This window comes from Pedobacter sp. GW822-FHT03F06 (genome assembly GCF_058801365.1).
In genome coordinates this window covers 317,235-335,909 of the sequence record NZ_JBXANE010000006.1, presented here as the reverse complement: position 1 = coordinate 335,909, position 18,675 = coordinate 317,235, and the positions used below count along the sequence as shown (strand labels likewise).

At 39.1% G+C, this 18,675-nt stretch carries 11 protein-coding genes; 4 read left to right on the top strand and 7 right to left on the bottom strand.

Annotated elements, in window-relative coordinates; genetic code table 11:
* Positions 1-200: 200 nt before the first annotated feature.
* From AC1RJ8_RS12990 to AC1RJ8_RS12980, 3 genes are all read right to left on the bottom strand, one after another.
* The gene (locus AC1RJ8_RS12990; RefSeq protein ID WP_492953992.1) at positions 201-1,202 is read right to left on the bottom strand and encodes an NAD(P)H-dependent glycerol-3-phosphate dehydrogenase; all 1,002 of its coding nucleotides are present in this window, start codon (positions 1,200-1,202) and stop codon (positions 201-203) included.
* A gap of 74 nt (positions 1,203-1,276) precedes the next feature.
* Positions 1,277-2,617 carry an efflux RND transporter periplasmic adaptor subunit gene (locus tag AC1RJ8_RS12985; protein WP_492953993.1) on the bottom strand — a complete coding sequence of 447 codons (1,341 nt, stop codon included), beginning with the start codon at positions 2,615-2,617 and terminating at the stop codon, positions 1,277-1,279.
* Between the two features lie 84 nt (positions 2,618-2,701).
* Positions 2,702-4,195 carry a TolC family protein gene (locus AC1RJ8_RS12980; protein ID WP_492953994.1) on the bottom strand — a complete coding sequence of 498 codons (1,494 nt, stop codon included), beginning with the start codon at positions 4,193-4,195 and terminating at the stop codon, positions 2,702-2,704.
* Between the two features lie 20 nt (positions 4,196-4,215).
* On the opposite strand from AC1RJ8_RS12980, the gene AC1RJ8_RS12975 reads away from it, so the two are divergent.
* The 3 genes from AC1RJ8_RS12975 (at position 4,216) to AC1RJ8_RS12965 (ending at position 10,866) form a co-directional block, all read left to right on the top strand.
* Positions 4,216-4,872 carry a polysaccharide deacetylase family protein gene (locus AC1RJ8_RS12975; RefSeq protein WP_492953995.1) on the top strand — a complete coding sequence of 219 codons (657 nt, stop codon included), beginning with the start codon at positions 4,216-4,218 and terminating at the stop codon, positions 4,870-4,872.
* Positions 4,873-5,625: 753 nt separating this feature from the next.
* Positions 5,626-8,391: a bifunctional aconitate hydratase 2/2-methylisocitrate dehydratase gene (locus AC1RJ8_RS12970; RefSeq protein WP_492953996.1), complete on the top strand. Its 2,766-nt coding sequence runs from the start codon at positions 5,626-5,628 to the stop codon at positions 8,389-8,391.
* A 195-nt stretch (positions 8,392-8,586) separates the two neighbouring features.
* Positions 8,587-10,866, top strand: a complete 2,280-nt coding sequence (locus tag AC1RJ8_RS12965; protein ID WP_492953997.1) for an aconitate hydratase — start codon at positions 8,587-8,589, stop codon at positions 10,864-10,866.
* A gap of 847 nt (positions 10,867-11,713) precedes the next feature.
* Here AC1RJ8_RS12965 and AC1RJ8_RS12960 read toward each other — a convergent pair.
* Both AC1RJ8_RS12960 and AC1RJ8_RS12955 read right to left on the bottom strand, forming a co-directional pair.
* Positions 11,714-12,151, bottom strand: coding sequence for a putative signal transducing protein (locus AC1RJ8_RS12960; protein WP_492953998.1), 438 nt, complete (start codon positions 12,149-12,151; stop codon positions 11,714-11,716).
* A 151-nt stretch (positions 12,152-12,302) separates the two neighbouring features.
* A complete protein-coding gene (locus AC1RJ8_RS12955; RefSeq protein ID WP_492953999.1) occupies positions 12,303-13,640 on the bottom strand; it encodes a GH1 family beta-glucosidase in 1,338 nt (445 codons plus the stop codon).
* A gap of 100 nt (positions 13,641-13,740) precedes the next feature.
* On the opposite strand from AC1RJ8_RS12955, the gene AC1RJ8_RS12950 reads away from it, so the two are divergent.
* On the top strand, positions 13,741-16,284 hold the full coding sequence (locus AC1RJ8_RS12950) for a PKD domain-containing protein (protein WP_492954000.1): 2,544 nt from the start codon (positions 13,741-13,743) through the stop codon (positions 16,282-16,284).
* 24 nt (positions 16,285-16,308) lie between these two features.
* Here AC1RJ8_RS12950 and AC1RJ8_RS12945 read toward each other — a convergent pair whose 3' ends face one another.
* Together AC1RJ8_RS12945 and AC1RJ8_RS12940 are read right to left on the bottom strand one after the other, a co-directional pair.
* Complete coding sequence (locus tag AC1RJ8_RS12945) at positions 16,309-17,703, bottom strand: c-type cytochrome domain-containing protein (protein ID WP_492954001.1); 1,395 nt, start codon at positions 17,701-17,703, stop codon at positions 16,309-16,311.
* Between the two features lies 1 nt (position 17,704).
* On the bottom strand, positions 17,705-18,637 hold the full coding sequence (locus AC1RJ8_RS12940; RefSeq protein ID WP_492954002.1) for a sugar phosphate isomerase/epimerase family protein: 933 nt from the start codon (positions 18,635-18,637) through the stop codon (positions 17,705-17,707).
* Between the last annotated feature and the right edge of the window lie 38 nt (positions 18,638-18,675).

The window sequence follows — 18,675 nt, the reverse complement described above, 5'->3', positions numbered from 1 at the left end:
GATTCATATAGAAAAGTCGTCATTGCGAGGAGGTACGACGAAGCAATCTTAATGCGCACGCTAGTAGCGATCGTTTTAAGATTGCTTCGTCGGCTGAAAAAGCCTTCTCGCAATGACGATAATCTGGGGAAATTTATTGTTTTAAATTCTCCTGGAATGTATATTGATTTTTATACAATAAATTATCCCTCAGGGTGACACTAATTTAATTTCTCGGCCAGCAATTTCATTTCGATATGCGGCGAACGGTTTTCGTAAATAATACTGTGCACCGCCTTGCAAATTGGCATATCTACATTATACGCCTGGTTTTTAATATGCATACACTTAACGGCATAATAACCTTCGGCAACCATATTCATCTCCAATTGGGCAGATTTTACGGTATAACCTTTCCCTACCATGTTACCAAAAGTACGGTTGCGGCTGAACTGCGAATAGGCCGTAACCAACAAATCGCCAAGATATGCCGATTCCATAATATCCCTATTGATGGGATGAACGGCATCAACAAAGCGTTTAATCTCACGGATGGCGTTGCTGATCAACACCGCCTGAAAATTATCGCCATAACCAATGCCATGGCAAATACCACTGGCTACAGCATAAATATTTTTTAAAACCGCAGCATATTCCGTCCCGAAAATATCGTCTGACACATTTGTTTTAATGTAACGGGTGTTTAAAAATGAAGCGAAAGTTGATGCCTTTTCTACATCGGTACAGGCTATAGTAAGGTATGATAATTTTTCTAAAGCTACTTCCTCGGCATGGCATGGTCCGCTAACCACCAAAATATCATCATATGGGATATTATAATTTTCGTGCAAAAATTCGCCGATAATCAGATTATCTTCGGGTACGATGCCTTTTATAGCTGAAATGATTTTTTTGCCCTTTAAATCTTCGGCAGTGATGGAAGTTAAAGTATTTTTTAAAAATGCTGCTGGAACATTTAGAATTATAAATTCTGCAGATTTTATGATGGAGTTGATATCTGAAGAAATATGGTCTTCCTGAGTAAGTTTAATCTCAACAGAACTAATATAATTAGGGTTATGTTTAAATTTTTTAATGTGCGCTATGGCTGCCTCGTTGCGCATCCACCAAAAAATTTCCTTTTCAGCTAAATTATCTGCAAGCATTTTCACAATGGCAGTCGCCCAGCTTCCGCCCCCTATCATCGCTATTTTAGGTACCATATTTATAAAATAAAAATCCCGGTTTAATATTTTAAACCGGGACAATTTAATTATTTATTGTTGTTAAATATAGTCTACTTCTTAGCGTCTTTGCTAAACAATTGGTCTTTAGATGTTTTTTCTACAATCATTCCGTCTTTTAATTTATTTTGGATGGCAGAATAAGGGCCGGTAACAATTTCCTGGCCAGTTTTAACACCAGATTTGACAATAATAAACTGGTCATTTTGGATTCCGGTGGTTACCTCGGTCTTTTTAACCTTTTTAGTTTTGGCATCGTAAGCATAAATATACTGCTTCACTTTTTTATCGGTTAATTTAGATTTCTGTTTATCCGTATTTTCCTGGTTACCCTGGTTTTGACCAACATCAGCAGATTTACCGTTATCGGTAAATACAGCCTGAATTGGAATAGCTAAACCTGTTAACGATTCGCTTTCGATATCAACTGTAGCCGACATGCCCGGGCGGAAAATAGATTGTTGTTTACCCGCTAGTTCTTCATTAATTCTAATTTTTACAGAGAAATTGGTTACCTGATCTACTGAAGTAGACACCGCAGTACCAACAGCTGTTGATGAACTTGCGATTTCGGTTACTACACCTCTAAATTTTTTATCTGAGAAAGCGTCAACCTCAATCGAAGCTTTATCGCCAACTTTAACACGGGTAATGTCGTTTTCGTTAACGTCAACATTAACTTCCATTGACGACAGGTTAGAGATACGCATAATTTCTGTACCTGCCATTTGCGAAGTTCCTAAAATACGATCTCCCAATTCGATTGACAATTTTGAAACTACCCCATCAACAGGCGCATAAATTGTTGTTTTTGCTAAGTTTGCACCAGCTTCTTTAACATTTGCCCCTGTTTGTTCTAAAGTAAATTTAGCACCTACTACCCCCTCTTTCGCACTGGCTAAATTTGCTTTGGCGGTTAAATACGCTGCTTTAGCTGCATCAAATTCGGATGCAGAAATTACTTTTTTATTAAACAGTTCAACATTACGTTTATAAGTTGCCTCTGCGTTTACAAAGTTAGCCTGGTTTTGTACCAATTGTTGTTGAGCTGAAGCTACACTCGCTTTTTGCGCATTAAAGCTGGCAACTGTTCTTTCATAACCCGATTGCAAAACATCCGGACGTACCTTACAAAGCAATTGACCGGCTTTAACAATATCACCTTCTTTTACCTTTAATTCTACTACCTCTCCCGATACCTCAGAGCTTAATTTAACTTCTGTTTCTGGCTGTATTTTACCACTTGCGGTTACTGTTTCTACAACAGTTTTATCTGATGCTTTTTCTGTAGTTACTTTTTCGGTCTTACTACCACCAATAACTCCGGCCAGTTTTAATATCACTAGAAGGGCTACAATAGCAACTACGGTAATAATAATATGCTTCAGTTTCATAATTTATTGTATTTCGTTTGTTTGTATTAAAATTTGTAATGTTTTAAAGTTGAAAGCTTTTAATACTTTCTGCTTTAGTTTTTTTTAAAAAACAATCTGTTTGCCCAGGTAATAATCAATTACTTTTGCCCTGAATAAAAGATCATATTTAGCCTGTATAAAATCTATCTCCGCTTTATTTCTATTGGTTTGAGCGGTGCTATAATCTAAAGAATTTACTAAACCAACATTATAACGCTGCTCAATTACATAAAAGGCATCTTTTTGCGCCTGAAATGCATTCTGAGTTGATGAATAACGACTTTCTGCGGCCTTTAGATCATACACAGCCTGAGAGATTACCTTGCTTAAATTATTCTTGGTAAGTTGTTCCTGTACCTGTGTATTCTGATAGTTAATTTTTGCTTTTCTAACATTTGTTCTCGCCTGGAAACCATTAAAAATAGGAATAGAAAGATTTAATCCAACATATTGGTTAAAGTTATCTTCTATCTGCGAACCGAAAGCTTGTTTCCCTAAAACAGTTACAAAGTCTGGTGCAACAACAGATTCGTTAGTGGTTAAGGTTCTTCCAATTTCAGAAAATCCGTTTGGGGTAATTGAAACAACCTTACTTCTGCCGCTTGAAAAATTAGATCCTAAACCAGCTCCGATTGAAAGTCTTGGGTAATAAGACGATTTTGCAACACTAATTCCCCTTAAGGCAGCTTCTGTTCTTAACGATGCTAATTTAACATCCGGGAAACTGGTTACCGCACTGGTGAAAATGGTATTGATATCATAACTGTTCTGTAAAGAATAGTTTTCTGCAATAACCGGTGCCTTTACCTCAAACCTGTTTTCTGGTTGCATTTCCATCAATTGATTTAAAGTTAAGTAAGATACCGATAATGTATTTTGAGCATTTGTAGTATTCAACTCTGCAGTGGCCACCTGCGATTTCGCCTGCGAAATATCGGCTAAGGTTTTATTACCGGCATCTAACAAAGCCTGTTCCCTTTTTAAGGTCTGTTTAGCCACATCCAACTGTTGTTGCGAAGCCGCCAGTAAGTCTTTATTATACAAAATCTGCATGTATGAGGTTACCACCTGCAAAATTAAATCGTTTTTGATTTTCTCTACATTGGTTTGATCGGCAGCAAGCAAAAGTTTGTTCTGTCTGATCTGGTTTATTTTCTGAAAGCCATTAAAAAGATCGGCACTTGCACTTAAGCTACCATTGGCTGACGAGAATTGCTGTGAAATAAACTGATTGGTTGATGGATCGATGCTACGACCGAAGTTTTTATTATAACTTGCTGATCCGTTAAGCGTTGGTAAAAGCGCATTTTTAGATTGACTTAGCGTTTCATTGCTTAAAGCTGCACTAAATGCAGCCTGTTTGATCTGTAAATTATTTTTAAGGGTATTATCTACTGCCTGTTGGATGGTTAAAATTTGTTGAGCATTAGCCTTATTGGCAAAACTGAGCGCGATAACAAAAGCAAAACCGGTAACTAACTTCTTCTTGGTAAACATCTTCATAATTTGTTTCAAATCTATATAAACAACTTTAATAATTTCAATCTGTACAGGCATTTAGTAACTTTACCGCTAAAATGTACCTGATCAAATCACCGCTTCTGCTAAAATGGTATTATCCATCACTATTATGGAATAAATCCCGCACCGAAAAAGTTATTTATTTGACCTTTGACGATGGACCTATACCCAATGTTACAGATTTTGTATTAAAAACTTTAAAAGTCTTTAATGCTAAAGCTACATTTTTTTGCATCGGCGATAATATTGTAAAACACCCCGAAGTTTTTGAACGTGTAAAAAACGACGGACATGCCATTGGCAACCATACTTTCAATCATTTAAAAGGCTGGAAAACCGATAATGAAACCTATCTTCAAAATACACTAAAATGCCAGGAACTTACACAAACAAATCTGTTTCGTCCACCCTACGGCAGGATTAGGAAGAGCCAGATTAAAAGTCTGAAGTCCGTATTCCAAAATCAAAAATCTGACTTAGGACTAAAGACTATCGACTCAGGACTGAACATCGTAATGTGGGATGTACTCAGCGGCGATTTCGACACTCAGCTTTCGCCCGAAAAATGTTATCAAAATGTGATTAAACATACCGAAAATGGTTCTATAATTGTATTTCATGATAGTTTAAAAGCATTCGACCGTTTATCTTACGCACTTCCTAAAGTATTGGCTTATTTTACTGAAAAAGGTTTTACATTTTCAACGCTTTAGCCTTAAGCTAATCTTGTGCCAAGGCTCTAAATGAAACCCAATAAACTGAAAATCAATAAATTAACACGACGTAAAATAAATAACTGTTCAAAACCGCACAAATCTGTCCGATAACGAACGGTTAATCCAGGTATTAGATTCTATGGTTTATATATCTAACTAACAGCTGCCCGATTAACATTATTTGTAACGAACAGTTTTTAGCCTCTTTTTCTTAACGCGATCGTCATCAGACTGTATAACATTTGTAATTCCATTCGAATTTGTCACGTTGTCCCAAGGACTCCTACGGAGAGCTTGTCAAAACGCCTTTCGAGATATTTAAACAGGTCCTTCGACAGGCTCAGGATGACAATTCTATATTTAAGGCACCGCCTCATCTTTCCTGCCAGATAGACCCTGAAATGAATTCAGTGTGATGATTATAGTATAAGCTGGTAAGAATGGAGATTTTAACTTATAAGAGGCACACATAAAACACTTCCCAATAGTATAAAACAGCCATAATTTATGTGTTTTTACGCCCTTTAATTCCCCCTTTTTTTTCGTTGTTTAGAATAATTCCAAATTGTTTAATCGCCTGCCTAAATTGCGTTTAAGGGTTGTTTTTTGCTATTTTTGTTTTAACCAAAAAACTGGGTCCTATTGGCTCAGTAAACGCAAATTAATATACAAAAACAGTATTCTTTTTTGTAAAAAGCGGGTGTACATTTTGTTGCACAATCTTATAATAAAAAGAATAAAATAGCTAAGATGAGTATTTATAACGATTATATCCAGGAGATTGAAGACAGAAAAGCTCAAGGTCTTCATCCCAAACCTATTGATGGAGCAGAATTATTGAGTGAAATCATCGATCAAATTAAAAATGTAAATAATTTTAACAGAGCAGATGCTGTTAATTTTTTCATATACAACACCTTGCCGGGCACTACCGGAGCTGCCAGTGTAAAAGCAGAGTTTTTAAAAGAAATTATTTTAGGCGGAACGATCGTTGCCGAAATCACACCTGATTTTGCTTTCGAATTGTTATCGCACATGAAGGGTGGATCTTCTATCAAAGTTTTGTTAGACATCGCTTTAGCAGATAATGGCGATAAAGCCCATAAAGCCGCAGATGTACTTAAAACACAGGTTTTCTTATACGACGCAGATACCGATCGTTTAAAAGAAGCTTATAACAATGGCAATGTCATTGCTAAAGAAATATTAGAAAGTTATGCCAGGGCCGAATTTTTCACCAAACTCCCTGAAGTAGCAGAAGAAATTAAAGTGGTAACTTTTATCGCCGGTATTGGCGATATTTCTACAGATTTATTGTCGCCAGGTAACCAGGCGCACTCTCGTTCAGACCGCGAATTGCATGGCAAATGTATGATTACCCCAGAGGCTCAGGAGGAAATTAAAGCATTGCAAGCGCAACACCCTGATAAAAGTGTAATGCTGGTAGCTGAAAAAGGTACCATGGGTGTAGGTTCTTCACGTATGTCGGGGGTAAACAATGTGGCACTTTGGACAGGTAAAAAATCTAGCCCTTATATTCCATTTGTAAACATCGCTCCAATTGTAGGTGGTACCAATGGTATTTCTCCAATTTTCTTAACAACAGTTGATGTAACAGGCGGTATTGGTATCGACCTTAAAAACTGGGTAAAGAAAACAGATGAAAATGGCAATGTTATCCGTAACGAAAATGACGAGCCGGTTTTAGAGCAAGTTTATTCCATAGAAACGGGTACCGTACTTACCATTAATACAAAAACTAAAAAATTGTACAATGGAGATCAAGAGTTGATCGACATTTCAAAAGCGTTAACACCGCAGAAAATGGAATTTATCAAAGCCGGTGGTTCTTACGCTATCGTTTTTGGTAAAAAAATCCAAACTTTTGCAGCTAAAACTTTAGCTATCGAACCTTCGTTGGTATTCGCCCCTGCTAAAGAGGTATCTATTGAAGGGCAAGGTTTAACGGCTGTAGAAAAAATCTTCAATAGAAATGCAGTAGGTTTAACACAGGGCAAGGTTTTACATGCCGGTTCTGACGTTCGTGTAGAAGTAAACATTGTAGGTTCTCAGGATACAACAGGTTTGATGACCGCTCAGGAATTAGAAGCAATGGCTGCTACCGTGATTTCTCCAATTGTTGATGGTGCTTATCAATCAGGTTGTCATACCGCATCTGTTTGGGACAAAAAAGCACAGGCAAACATCCCTAAACTGATGAAATTCATGAACGACTTCGGTGTGATTACTGCCCGCGACCCTAAAGGCCAATATCATTCAATGACCGATGTTATTCATAAGGTATTGAACGACATCACTATTGATGAGTGGGCAATTATTATCGGTGGTGATTCGCACACACGTATGTCTAAAGGTGTAGCTTTCGGTGCAGATTCTGGTACCGTGGCATTAGCATTGGCAACTGGTGAGGCTTCTATGCCAATCCCTGAATCAGTAAAAGTAACATTCAAAGGTCAGATGAAAGAACACATGGATTTCCGTGATGTAGTTCATGCAACACAATTACAAATGTTGCAACAGTTTGATGGCGAAAACGTATTCCAGGGCCGTATCATCGAGGTACACATTGGTACTTTATTAGCTGATCAGGCTTTTACCTTTACAGACTGGACAGCTGAGATGAAAGCAAAAGCATCTATCTGTATTTCGCAAGATGATACTTTAATCCAATCGTTAGAAATTGCTAAAAACCGTATTCAGATCATGATAGACAAAGGTATGGACAACCATAACCAGGTTTTACAAGGTTTGATCAACAAAGCAAACAAACGCATTGAAGAAATTAAAACGGGTATCAAGCCAGCTTTGATGCCAGATGATAATGCCAAATACTATGCAGAAGTAGTTATCGACCTGGATATCATCAACGAGCCAATGATTGCCGATCCGGATGTAAACAACGCTGATGTTTCTAAACGTTATACGCATGATACCATCAGAGACTTAACTTTCTACGGTGGCGATAAAAAAGTAGACCTTGGTTTCGTAGGTTCTTGTATGGTACACAAAGACGATTTGAAAATCGTTTCTCAGATGTTGAAAAACGTAGAGACATTAACCGGTAAAGTAGAGTTCAAAGCTCCATTAGTGGTTGCGGCCCCTACTTACAATATCATCGACGAACTGAAAGCAGAAGGCGATTGGGAATACCTGCAAAAATACTCCGGATTTGAGTTTAGCGATGCTTTACCTAAAGCTGCAGCGCGTACCGAATATGAGAACATTATGTACCTAGAACGCCCGGGCTGTAACCTTTGTATGGGTAACCAGGAGAAAGCGGCTAAAGGCGATACGGTAATGGCTACCTCAACCCGTTTATTCCAGGGCCGTGTGGTAGAAGATAAAGATGGTAAAAAGGGAGAGTCTTTATTGGCGTCTACACCGGTAGTGGTTCTTTCTGCTATTTTAGGTCGCATTCCAAGCATTGAGGAATATAAAGTAGCGGTAGAAGGTATCAACTTAACCAAATTTACACCTATTTCTACAAAACAATAAGAAACAAATAAACATATTTTTTGTTAATCAAAGCACAAAGGCTGTTCGATAATCGGATGGCCTTTTTATTTACACTAAAATTGAATAGAATGGTTTTAAATAACATAATTTGACAAATCTTAAAAATAAGTATATTAAAAATTGTTTAATTTAGTTTGTGTTGTTATTGACAATAATTTTAAAAAAAAATAAAGTATGGCTTTTGATATAGACATGATTAAAAAGGTTTATGCAAACTTTGGCAGCCGCGTTGAGGCTGCGCGTAAAGTGGTTGGCAGACCTTTAACATTATCTGAAAAAATATTGTATACACACCTTTGGGATGGAGATCCTAAAACGGCGTTTAAACGTGGCTCTGACTACGTAGACTTTGCACCAGATCGCGTTGCGATGCAGGATGCAACAGCTCAAATGGCATTATTGCAATTTATGCAGGCTGGCCGCCCACAAGTGGCTGTGCCTTCTACGGTTCACTGTGATCACTTAATTACGGCTAAAGAAGGTGCTGCAATAGATTTACCGCATGCTAAAACCGAAAGTGCCGAAGTTTTTGATTTTTTATCTTCTGTATCGAACAAATACGGTATCGGTTTTTGGAAACCGGGTGCCGGTATTATTCACCAGGTAGTTTTAGAGAATTATGCTTTCCCAGGTGGAATGATGATCGGAACCGACTCGCATACCGTGAATGCAGGCGGCTTGGGTATGGTGGCTATAGGGGTTGGTGGTGCTGATGCCTGCGATGTAATGGCGGGTTTACCTTGGGAGCTTAAATTCCCTAAGTTAATCGGCGTTAAGTTAACAGGTAAATTAAACGGCTGGACTGCTGCTAAAGATGTGATTCTTAAAGTTGCAGGCATCCTTACGGTAAAAGGTGGTACAGGAGCAATTGTAGAATATTTTGGCGATGGCGCCACTTCAATGAGCTGTACAGGTAAAGGCACCATTTGTAACATGGGCGCCGAGATTGGTGCAACCACCTCTACTTTTGGTTATGACGAAAGTATGGAACGTTATTTACGTGCTACGGGTAGAAATGAAGTTGCTGATGAAGCCAATAAAATAAAGGAATATTTAACAGGCGATGCTGAAGTTTATGCTGACCCGGAAAACTATTTCGATCAGGTTATTGAGATCGATCTGGATACTTTAGAACCATATTTAAACGGTCCGTTTACACCAGATTTAGCCACTCCGGTTTCCCAGATGAAAGTGGAGGCAGAAAAAAACGGCTGGCCATTAAAAGTAGAATGGGGTTTAATCGGTTCTTGTACCAACTCTTCTTACGAAGATTTATCAAGAGCAGCTTCAATTGCAAACCAGGCCATTGCAAAAGGTTTGGTAACCAAATCGGCTTTCGGTATCAATCCAGGTTCTGAGCAGGTACGTTATACCGCAAACCGCGATGGTTTCCTAAAAACTTTCGAAGATTTAGATGCTACGATCTTCACCAATGCCTGCGGACCATGTATTGGGATGTGGGACCGTACAGGTGCAGAGAAAGCAGAGAAAAATACAATCGTACACTCGTTTAACAGAAACTTTGCGAAACGCGCTGATGGCAACCCTAATACTTTCGCTTTCGTGGCTTCACCAGAAATGGTTGCTGCCATTGCAATTTCAGGTAATTTAGGCTTTAACCCGTTAACCGATACCTTAACAAACGATAAAGGCGAACAGGTGAAATTAGATCCACCTACCGGTTTTGAATTGCCAACAAAAGGTTTCGCTGTAGAAGATGCAGGTTATCAGGCACCGGCAGCTGATGGTTCATCCGTTCAGGTTTTGGTTTCTCCAACTTCACACCGTTTACAATTGTTAGATCCATTTACCCCTTGGGAAGGTACCGACTTAAAAGGTTTAAAACTTTTAATCAAAGCCAAAGGTAAATGTACAACAGATCATATCTCAATGGCTGGTCCATGGTTAAAATTCCGTGGTCACTTAGATAACATTTCTAACAACATGCTCATTGGTGCAGTTAACTATTTCAACGATAAAACAGATAATGTTAAAAATGAATTAACTGGCGAATACGGCCCTGTTCCTGCAACACAACGCGATTATAAAGCTGCAGGCTTAGGCTCTATTGTTGTTGGTGACGAAAACTATGGCGAAGGTTCATCACGTGAACATGCCGCTATGGAACCTCGCCATTTAGGTGTTCGTGCTGTATTGGTAAAATCTTTTGCCCGTATCCACGAAACTAACCTGAAAAAACAAGGTATGTTAGGTTTAACCTTTGCAGATAAAGATGATTATGACAAAATTTTGGAAGATGATACCATCGATATCTTAGGCTTAACAGAATTTGCTCCAGATAAACCATTAACCTTAGTATTACACCATGCTGATGGCACCCAGGAGCAATTCCCGGTTAACCACAGTTATAACGCTCAACAAATTGAGTGGTTTAAAGCTGGCGGCGCACTAAATATTATCCGCGCTGAAGCAGCGGCTAAGGCAGCGCTTTAAGTAGACTGAAGTCCAAAGTCTGAATGAACATCATATCAATCCCGTTTTGTTAAATCAGAACGGGATTTTTTATTCTACCGCTTAAAATGTGATGTCTGTTTTTCTAATCTGTCACATTGTCCAAAGGACTCCTTTGGACATGATGACAAATCTATCATTTAGGGTTAACCTCTTTATTCTTTTGGAAAGCAGTTGCAGTAGTTCCTAGGTTGGGGTTAGTCCCGCTAATGCTGCTGCTGGTTGAAAAAACCAGCATTCGCGTATATCGGGTTTAGACGGCAGAGACAGAGATACTTTTCACACAAAGATTCCCTGGATTGCCATGAGGGGAGCTTTGCTTTATTTGCAGTAAAAGAACTTTCTAGCCCCGGGCGTAGCGGCATCCCTGAAGCGAAGCGTAAGGATACAGCGGAGAACGGGAACAAACCTTAATAGCTGCCGCTGGCCTTACGCTTCAAAAAAATGTAGGTTTATATTAGTTGGCTCTTATTTCTTTGGAAAGCAGTTGCAGTAGGTCTTAGGCTGGGGTTAGTCCCGCTAATGCTGCTGCCGGTTGAAAAAACCAGCATTCGCGTATATCGGGTTTAGATGGCAGAGACAGAGGTACTTTTCACACAAAGATTCCCTGAATTGCTATGAGGGAAGACTTTGCCTTCCTTGCAGGAAATGAGCTTTCTAGCCCCCGGCGTAGCGGCATCCCTGAAGCGCAGCGTAAGGATACAGCGGAGAACGGGAACAAACTTTAACAGTAGCTACTGGTCCTGCGCTTCAAGAAAAGGCTTTTATAATTAGATTGCTTCACACCATCACAAAAGCCCCTGCTTCGTTCGCAATGACGAGCTTTGTATTATTCAAACTCGTAACCGCAATCATAGCAATGATAACATTTATTGGCCTTAATAGGCGTAGTTAGGGTTAAAAAGGCAAGTATAGTTGCCCAAATACTATATTTTTTATCGGTAGCCATTCCATAACCCACATTGGTAGATCCACATTTTTCACAAACTGTTTTATCTTCCGCTGATTCTTCTTCCTCAACAATTTCATCTGATGATTCAAAAGCCAAACTATTGTCTTCAGCGAGTAAAGCATTAATGGCTTCTACATCTCTTTCAAAAACAATGAGTTTTACACCGCCAATGGCCTGATTGTAAAGCGGATTTAAAGTTGCAACATTTTCATCCGCCAGGAAACAGGCAAATCCACTATCTTCCAATTTAGCTTTAATAATATTGGCTTCCATCGGATTGTAATAGGTGCTGTAAACTACTGTTCTATCGTTCATCAACCAAACATAAGAATTTGTTTACTAAAATAGTCCTCGTTTGCAACGAGGATTAGCGAGATTTGCATTGTGATGCAACAATGAGAAAATACGGCGATCAAATCGCCTTTCTCCTCCGTCCTCGTTACAAACGATGACGATGTTTCTTTGTCTATTTTTTCAGGAATTCTTTCCACCAATATCCGGAATCTTTAATGGTACGTTCCTGAGTTTTAAAATCATTATAAATTAACCCAAACCTTGCCGTAAAGCCCTCTGCCCATTCAAAATTATCCATTAATGTCCAGGCCATATAACCAGTTATGTTTATGCCCTCCTTTTTGAGCTTTAGCAGTGCATTTAAATAAAGTTTAAAATATTCAATCCGCTCAGGGTCTTCTACCCTACCGTTGCTCAATTTATCATGATATGCTGCACCATTCTCTGTGATTATGATATTTTTGATATTTGGGTAAGCAGCAAACTGTTTCACGATGTTGTAAAAACTATCAGCATTTACCTCCCAGCCCATTGCGGTATGAGGCCTTTTCCTGCTTTTGGCTTTTACTTCCCAGGCCTGAATAACCGGAATAAAGGCGTTATACTTAACCACCAAAGGAAAATAATTTTGAAGACCGATAAAGTCAAAATCGAATTTCATCCGTTCGTGAAGCCGCCAGGTACCATATTCGATCTGAAATTTCTCTAACACATCCCAATTGGCAGTAGGAAAACCCATGCCCTGTGTAGGTTCTACAAAAAGACGGTTCATTAGGCAATCAACCCGCTTTGCAGCAAGAATATCACTATCACTCTGGGTACTTGGGATTACTTCCGAACAGGAGAAAGTAGTGCCAATATTAGCCTTGCTAATTTCTGCGCGTAAAATCTTGCCCCCATCTGCCTGGGCCAGTGCTGTATGTAATACTGCTGAAAAGAAATTCCCTAATCCTGTTTTCCCCGGGGCATGAACGCCTAACATATAGCCCAAAGAAGTATAACCAAAAGGCTCATTCAATACGATCCAGTTTTTTACCTTATCGCCAAATTCTAAGGCACAGATGCTTACAAAAGCATTAAAGGCAGCGTTAATGCTAAAGCTTGTCCAGCCGCCCTCATCTTCGAGTGCCTGTGGCAAATCCCAATGGTAAAGCGTTATGTAGGGTGTTATTCCATGGGTTAAACATTCATCAATAAGATTGTGGTAAAAACGGATGCCTTCCTGGTTAATCTCTCCCCTACCTGCAGGTAAAATGCGCGACCAGGCAATAGAAAATCTAAAAACTTTAAAGCCGAGCAGTTTAACTAAAGCTATATCTTCAGTATATCGGTGATAAAAATCGCAAGCAGGATCTAATTTGTGGTTCTTTTTTATTTTTCCATTTTTTGCGGTAAAGGTATCCCAAATGGAAAGCCCTTTACCATATTGGGTGGCTGTGCCTTCTATTTGAGCCGCAGCAGTAGCCACACCCCACAAAAAATTCTGGCCAAAATCACTTGCATTAATCATTCGTTATCAATTAATTGGCATAAGTTGCGAGTTTAATATTAATAAATCATTAACAATTGAAATGATTCGAAATGAAAACATTTTTTAATATTTTTACGCTATGCGCTACTCCTCATTAATTTCTTTTCTATTGGTATTATTAAGCCTCTCTGCCTTTGGAAAATCTACCCCTCCTATTAATGATGAACTGCTAAATGCCATAAATATTACCAATACCAGTGCGTATTGCAGTGGCGATGCCGAATTTAACAATTTAGAAGCTAGCCCGAGCAATTATAATAAAGGTTTAAACTGGCCAGCCGTTGGAAAAGATGTTTGGTTTAAGTTTACGGCATCTAAATTTGATGTAAACATTTCTGTTAGTGGACAAACTAATACCAATAGTACAAACACCTTAATTGATCCATTGGTTGCCTTATATTCATTTGATGCAGCAACTGGCTTTATAACCGAACAGCCCGGCACCGTGGCCACATCAAACAACGTTAGTTCTTTATATAAAGGCGCTTTAACGGTAGGACAGGTTTATTATGTTAGGGTAAGCGCAGCGAACGATGTTACCGGTACCTTTAAACTTTGTATCGATAATTATTTTCCACCACTACGGCCAGGGCAAGATTGCGGAACATTTTCAGTGCTGTGCACAAAAGAAACATTTACCCAGTTAAATGTAACTGGCGCGGGAGCAAATAATCAAGAATCGGCCGGAACTTGCCTGGGTACAGAATCTAACTCTGCCTGGTATATGTTTAAGGCATCTGCACCTGGGGACTTTACATTTGTAATCACACCTACTGTAACCACAAACGACATTGACTGGATTTTTTACGATTTAGGCGTGAATGGAGATTGTAGTATGGTAAATGCTTCAAATGCAATCCGATGTGCATCGGGCCATGGCATAACCTGTAGCCCCACTTATTATAAAACCGGCCTGAGTATGACGGAAACCGATTTGACAGAGTCGGCTGGTTGTCCACCTGGTCAAAATGGCTTTGTAAAATACGTAGACCTGCAACAGGATCATGTTTACGCGTTACTAATAGATAATTATTCCGGAGGCAATAACGGCTTTACTTTAGAATTCGGCGGCACTGCTGATTTTGCAGGTCCAACGGCCGAAATTGATGTTCAGAAACTAAATCCATGTACCAACAGCCAGGCATATGTTTTCGAAAGCCGGTCATCGAATTTCGCCGCTTTAAAATGGTCTTTTGGTGAAGGGGCAAGCCTGGCTTCAGCCACAACCGCAGGGCCATTTACGGTAACATACAACACCCCCGGAGAGAAAGTTATAGTTTTAGAAGCCACGGGTACAAACGGGTGCAACGTGGTTACTACCCAAACTTTTATTGTAGCAAACACACCCGAAAAACCCTCAATAATGGCTTCGAATGTTAATTTATGCCAGGGGGATGTATTAAAATTATCAACCCCCTTTTTAAATTTAGCAAGCTACCACTGGTCGGGCCCGAATGGTTTTAGTTCAATAACACAAAATCCTGAAATCCCGGTAAGCGGGCCAGAAATAGTTGGGACGTACAAACTTTATGTTCAGGTAGGCGATTGTGTGAGTGAGGTAAATTCGGTTGATATTTTATCGGTCGATTTAAAACCTGAAGCAATGTTTTCGATTGAGGTTAATAACAGGTGCGAAACAAACCAGTCTTTTTCGTTGATCAATAGTTCTAAAAATTACACGAAGCTTACCTGGGATTTTGGCCCAGGCGTGAAAAGCCAGATTGACACCGATAACGATAGCAAAGTATTAACCTTTACTGATCCCGGGCCAAAAACCATCATACTGACTGTTGAAACCGATAATGGCTGCACTTCTACTTTTAAAAAAGATATTTTGGTAGAATTGAAGCCCGAAAAACCAGAAATCAGTAGTAACCAGGCTTTATTTTGTTTAAAAGACGTGATAAAATTATCTGTACCGGCACAAGCAGGTATTTCTTATACCTGGAGCGGGCCAAACAATTATACCGCAAGCACAAATGCCATTGAAATTCCGGTAACAGATCTTAATCTGGCAGGTATGTATCAGGTTGTATTGACATCGGGCACCTGTAATTCCGAACCCGCAACCATCGTTATTCCGGCAATTGCCAGAGTTCCGGTTGCTCAATTTTATACCGAACCCACATTTAATGCTAAGTTTTCTGCTCCAATACCCATAACATTTACCAACACTTCGCTTTATGGGGATTTTTATGAATGGAATTTTGGCGATGGTTTTACCTCTGCAGAACAAAACCCCACCCACGTTTATCAATCCGATGGGTTATTCCGGATTACTTTAACTGCATTTTCTAAAAACGGCTGCGAAAATTCAATTACCCAAGGCGACCTGATTATCAAAAAAAATGCATCTACATTTGTTCCAAATGCATTTTCGCCAAATGGCGATGGAATTAATGATGAACTGGTTGTTGGTGTAACAAACCTCAAGAAATATAGCATCCAGATTTACAACCGCCTGGGCAACCAGGTTTTCTTTACCAATAACATATTCGAAAACTGGAATGGTACTTTTAAAGGTAACCAGCTCCCTGTTGGCGTATATTATTATATCATATTAGGCACCAACATATCGAATAATAATGTTAAATATTCGGGTTCAATAACACTGCTCAGATAATTATCAATTACCTGGTGTAAACATTTAAGGTGCTTTAACTACTGTTGTATCTTGCGCTACCATTGGTACTTTATAATTTCCGGTATCTAAACTTACTTTAGGCAATATTTTTTTAATACCTGATAAATCGGTTTTAGTTATCCCAGTATGGTACACATACAAAAATTTTAAATTTTTTAGTTTCTTTAATTGATTAATCCCTTTTGCAGTAATTTTGGTCCCAACTAAACTCAATGATTGTAACTGATCTAAATCTTTCAGCGATGCCAAACCTGCATCTGTGACCGGGGTATTATTTAAGCTTAACCTGGTTAAGTTTTTGCAATCTTTTATGGCATTTAAGGTTTGATCGTTTACTTTATTATTTTCTAACTTAAGCCAAAGGAGCTGTTTTTCGATTGATTTTATCAGATCCAAAACATCTTTACCCATTGATTGTGCATTGATAAAATTGGCCGAAAGGTAATTGGTATGCTGTGCAACCGGAAATACCGTAATCCCTGCATCGGTAAACTTTTTCAATACTTTATTATCAACTGCCGAAACCTCTCCGGTTGGAATATCGCTGGCCTTGATTTGATCGGCCCCACTTTCGCCTTTTTGCAGGCTGGCTAAAATTGTTTTTATATTTTCTGGCTGGGGAAGATCTTTAAACTTCTTTTTAAAATCAGCGCCATTATCAATCCACCATTTTAACAAGGCAATCTCATTGGTGGTAAGTTGAGGTTTTTCTTTAGGTGCCATATGGTCTTCATCACTTAATGGCAATAAAATCCGCTTCATCAGCTCACTATCGTCGGCTTTACCCTTTACCAGGGTGTGTCCATCTTCTCCACCTTTTAAAATAAACTCTTCCTGGTCTAACCGTAGTTTGCCTTTCTGCTTTTCGCTGCCATGGCAACTATAACACCTATTTTGAAAGAGTGGCTGGATAGCATTTTGGTAAACAAAGGCTTCCTGAACATTGGGAATTGGTGGTATGGCTGCACCGCCTTTTTTGCTGCCCGATTTTAATGGTGCGGTTAAATAATCAGAACCATGGGTTAAAGAACCTCCTAAATGCCCTGTAATTGAAATAAGCACAATAAGAACCGCAGCTATTGTACCTAATATGGCATTTGATTTAACCTTTTGGTAAATAATCCACAATATAAAAGATAAAACAGCAACACTGATCCCCATCCATTGGTGATTACTCACCAGTTTACCGTCATAATCGCCACCATTGGCCAATAAATAGCCCGTAATGCAAGATACTACAGCACTTAACGCACCTAGAACCAGCATAATAGGAATGGCTGGTTTTAGGTTGACAAACTTTGCCGCAAATGATAAGAGAATACAAATACAGCCAAGCAACAAAATTCCTATGGGAAGGTGGACAAAAACCGGGTGAAAGCGGCCAAAAAATTCTAACATCTTATTGATATCTCTTTCTTAATAAATTCATCATGTAAACATTTATTGCCCATTGATCGGCAAGGGGTTGGCGCGTATAAGGCAGGGTAGGCATATAATCAGCCGGGCCAAATTCGGTAAGAATGGTCATACGCTCGCCGTTTTTCTTTTTGCGTGCTATAATTTTATCCCACCAGGCCAGGTGAGCTTCTACCACTTTTGCCCATTCTGGTGCCCGTGGATCGTTTACCTGTGGCCCTTCGGGGTGCCCAACCCGCGAGTGGATATGTTCTGCCTTTTCTAAAATAAAATCGATGGTTTGTTTCTGATCAGATAACAAACTTTCGTGTACATTGCACCAATGCGAAATGTCTAAAGTAAATCTTAATTCAGGGTTTTTCTCCGCAAAATTTTTGGCAACATGTGCAGCAAACATCATACGGCTACGATGCGTTTCGTGATAAACCGGTATGCCAGACGATTTGCTTTTGGCCGTTGCGTAATCGATAATCTGTTTATTTTCTTCGTAAGTGAAATAATCTCTTCCGGAATGGCAATTAATGTAAACTGGTTTTTGATATGTATTGGCACAAATAGCATCTAAACTTTTTTTGAAAAATGCTAAGTGCTCAGTTATGTTCGACTGCGATCCGGCGCATAAAAACCCGATTTCCAGTTTATGTTTCTTAACCGCATCAAAAAGTTCTTTTATCGCTTTATCCTCACCTGGCCACCACACTTCAATACCTTCATATCCTTCTTTTTTGGCTGCTGCGCAAAACTCATCTCTTGTGCCGCCAAAACCCCAATCGGTTTGCATAAACAATAATTCATAGCCAGCTTTTGCTTTTGCATTTCTAAGTTCGTTGGCGCTCATGTTTTGGATGGGGGCTAAAATTGATGCTGCCGTTACAACAGCTGTATTTTGTAAGAATTTTCTTCTGGTTTGGTTCATTGGTTCACTTGTTGTTAGTTCATTTGTAGATTGGGCAT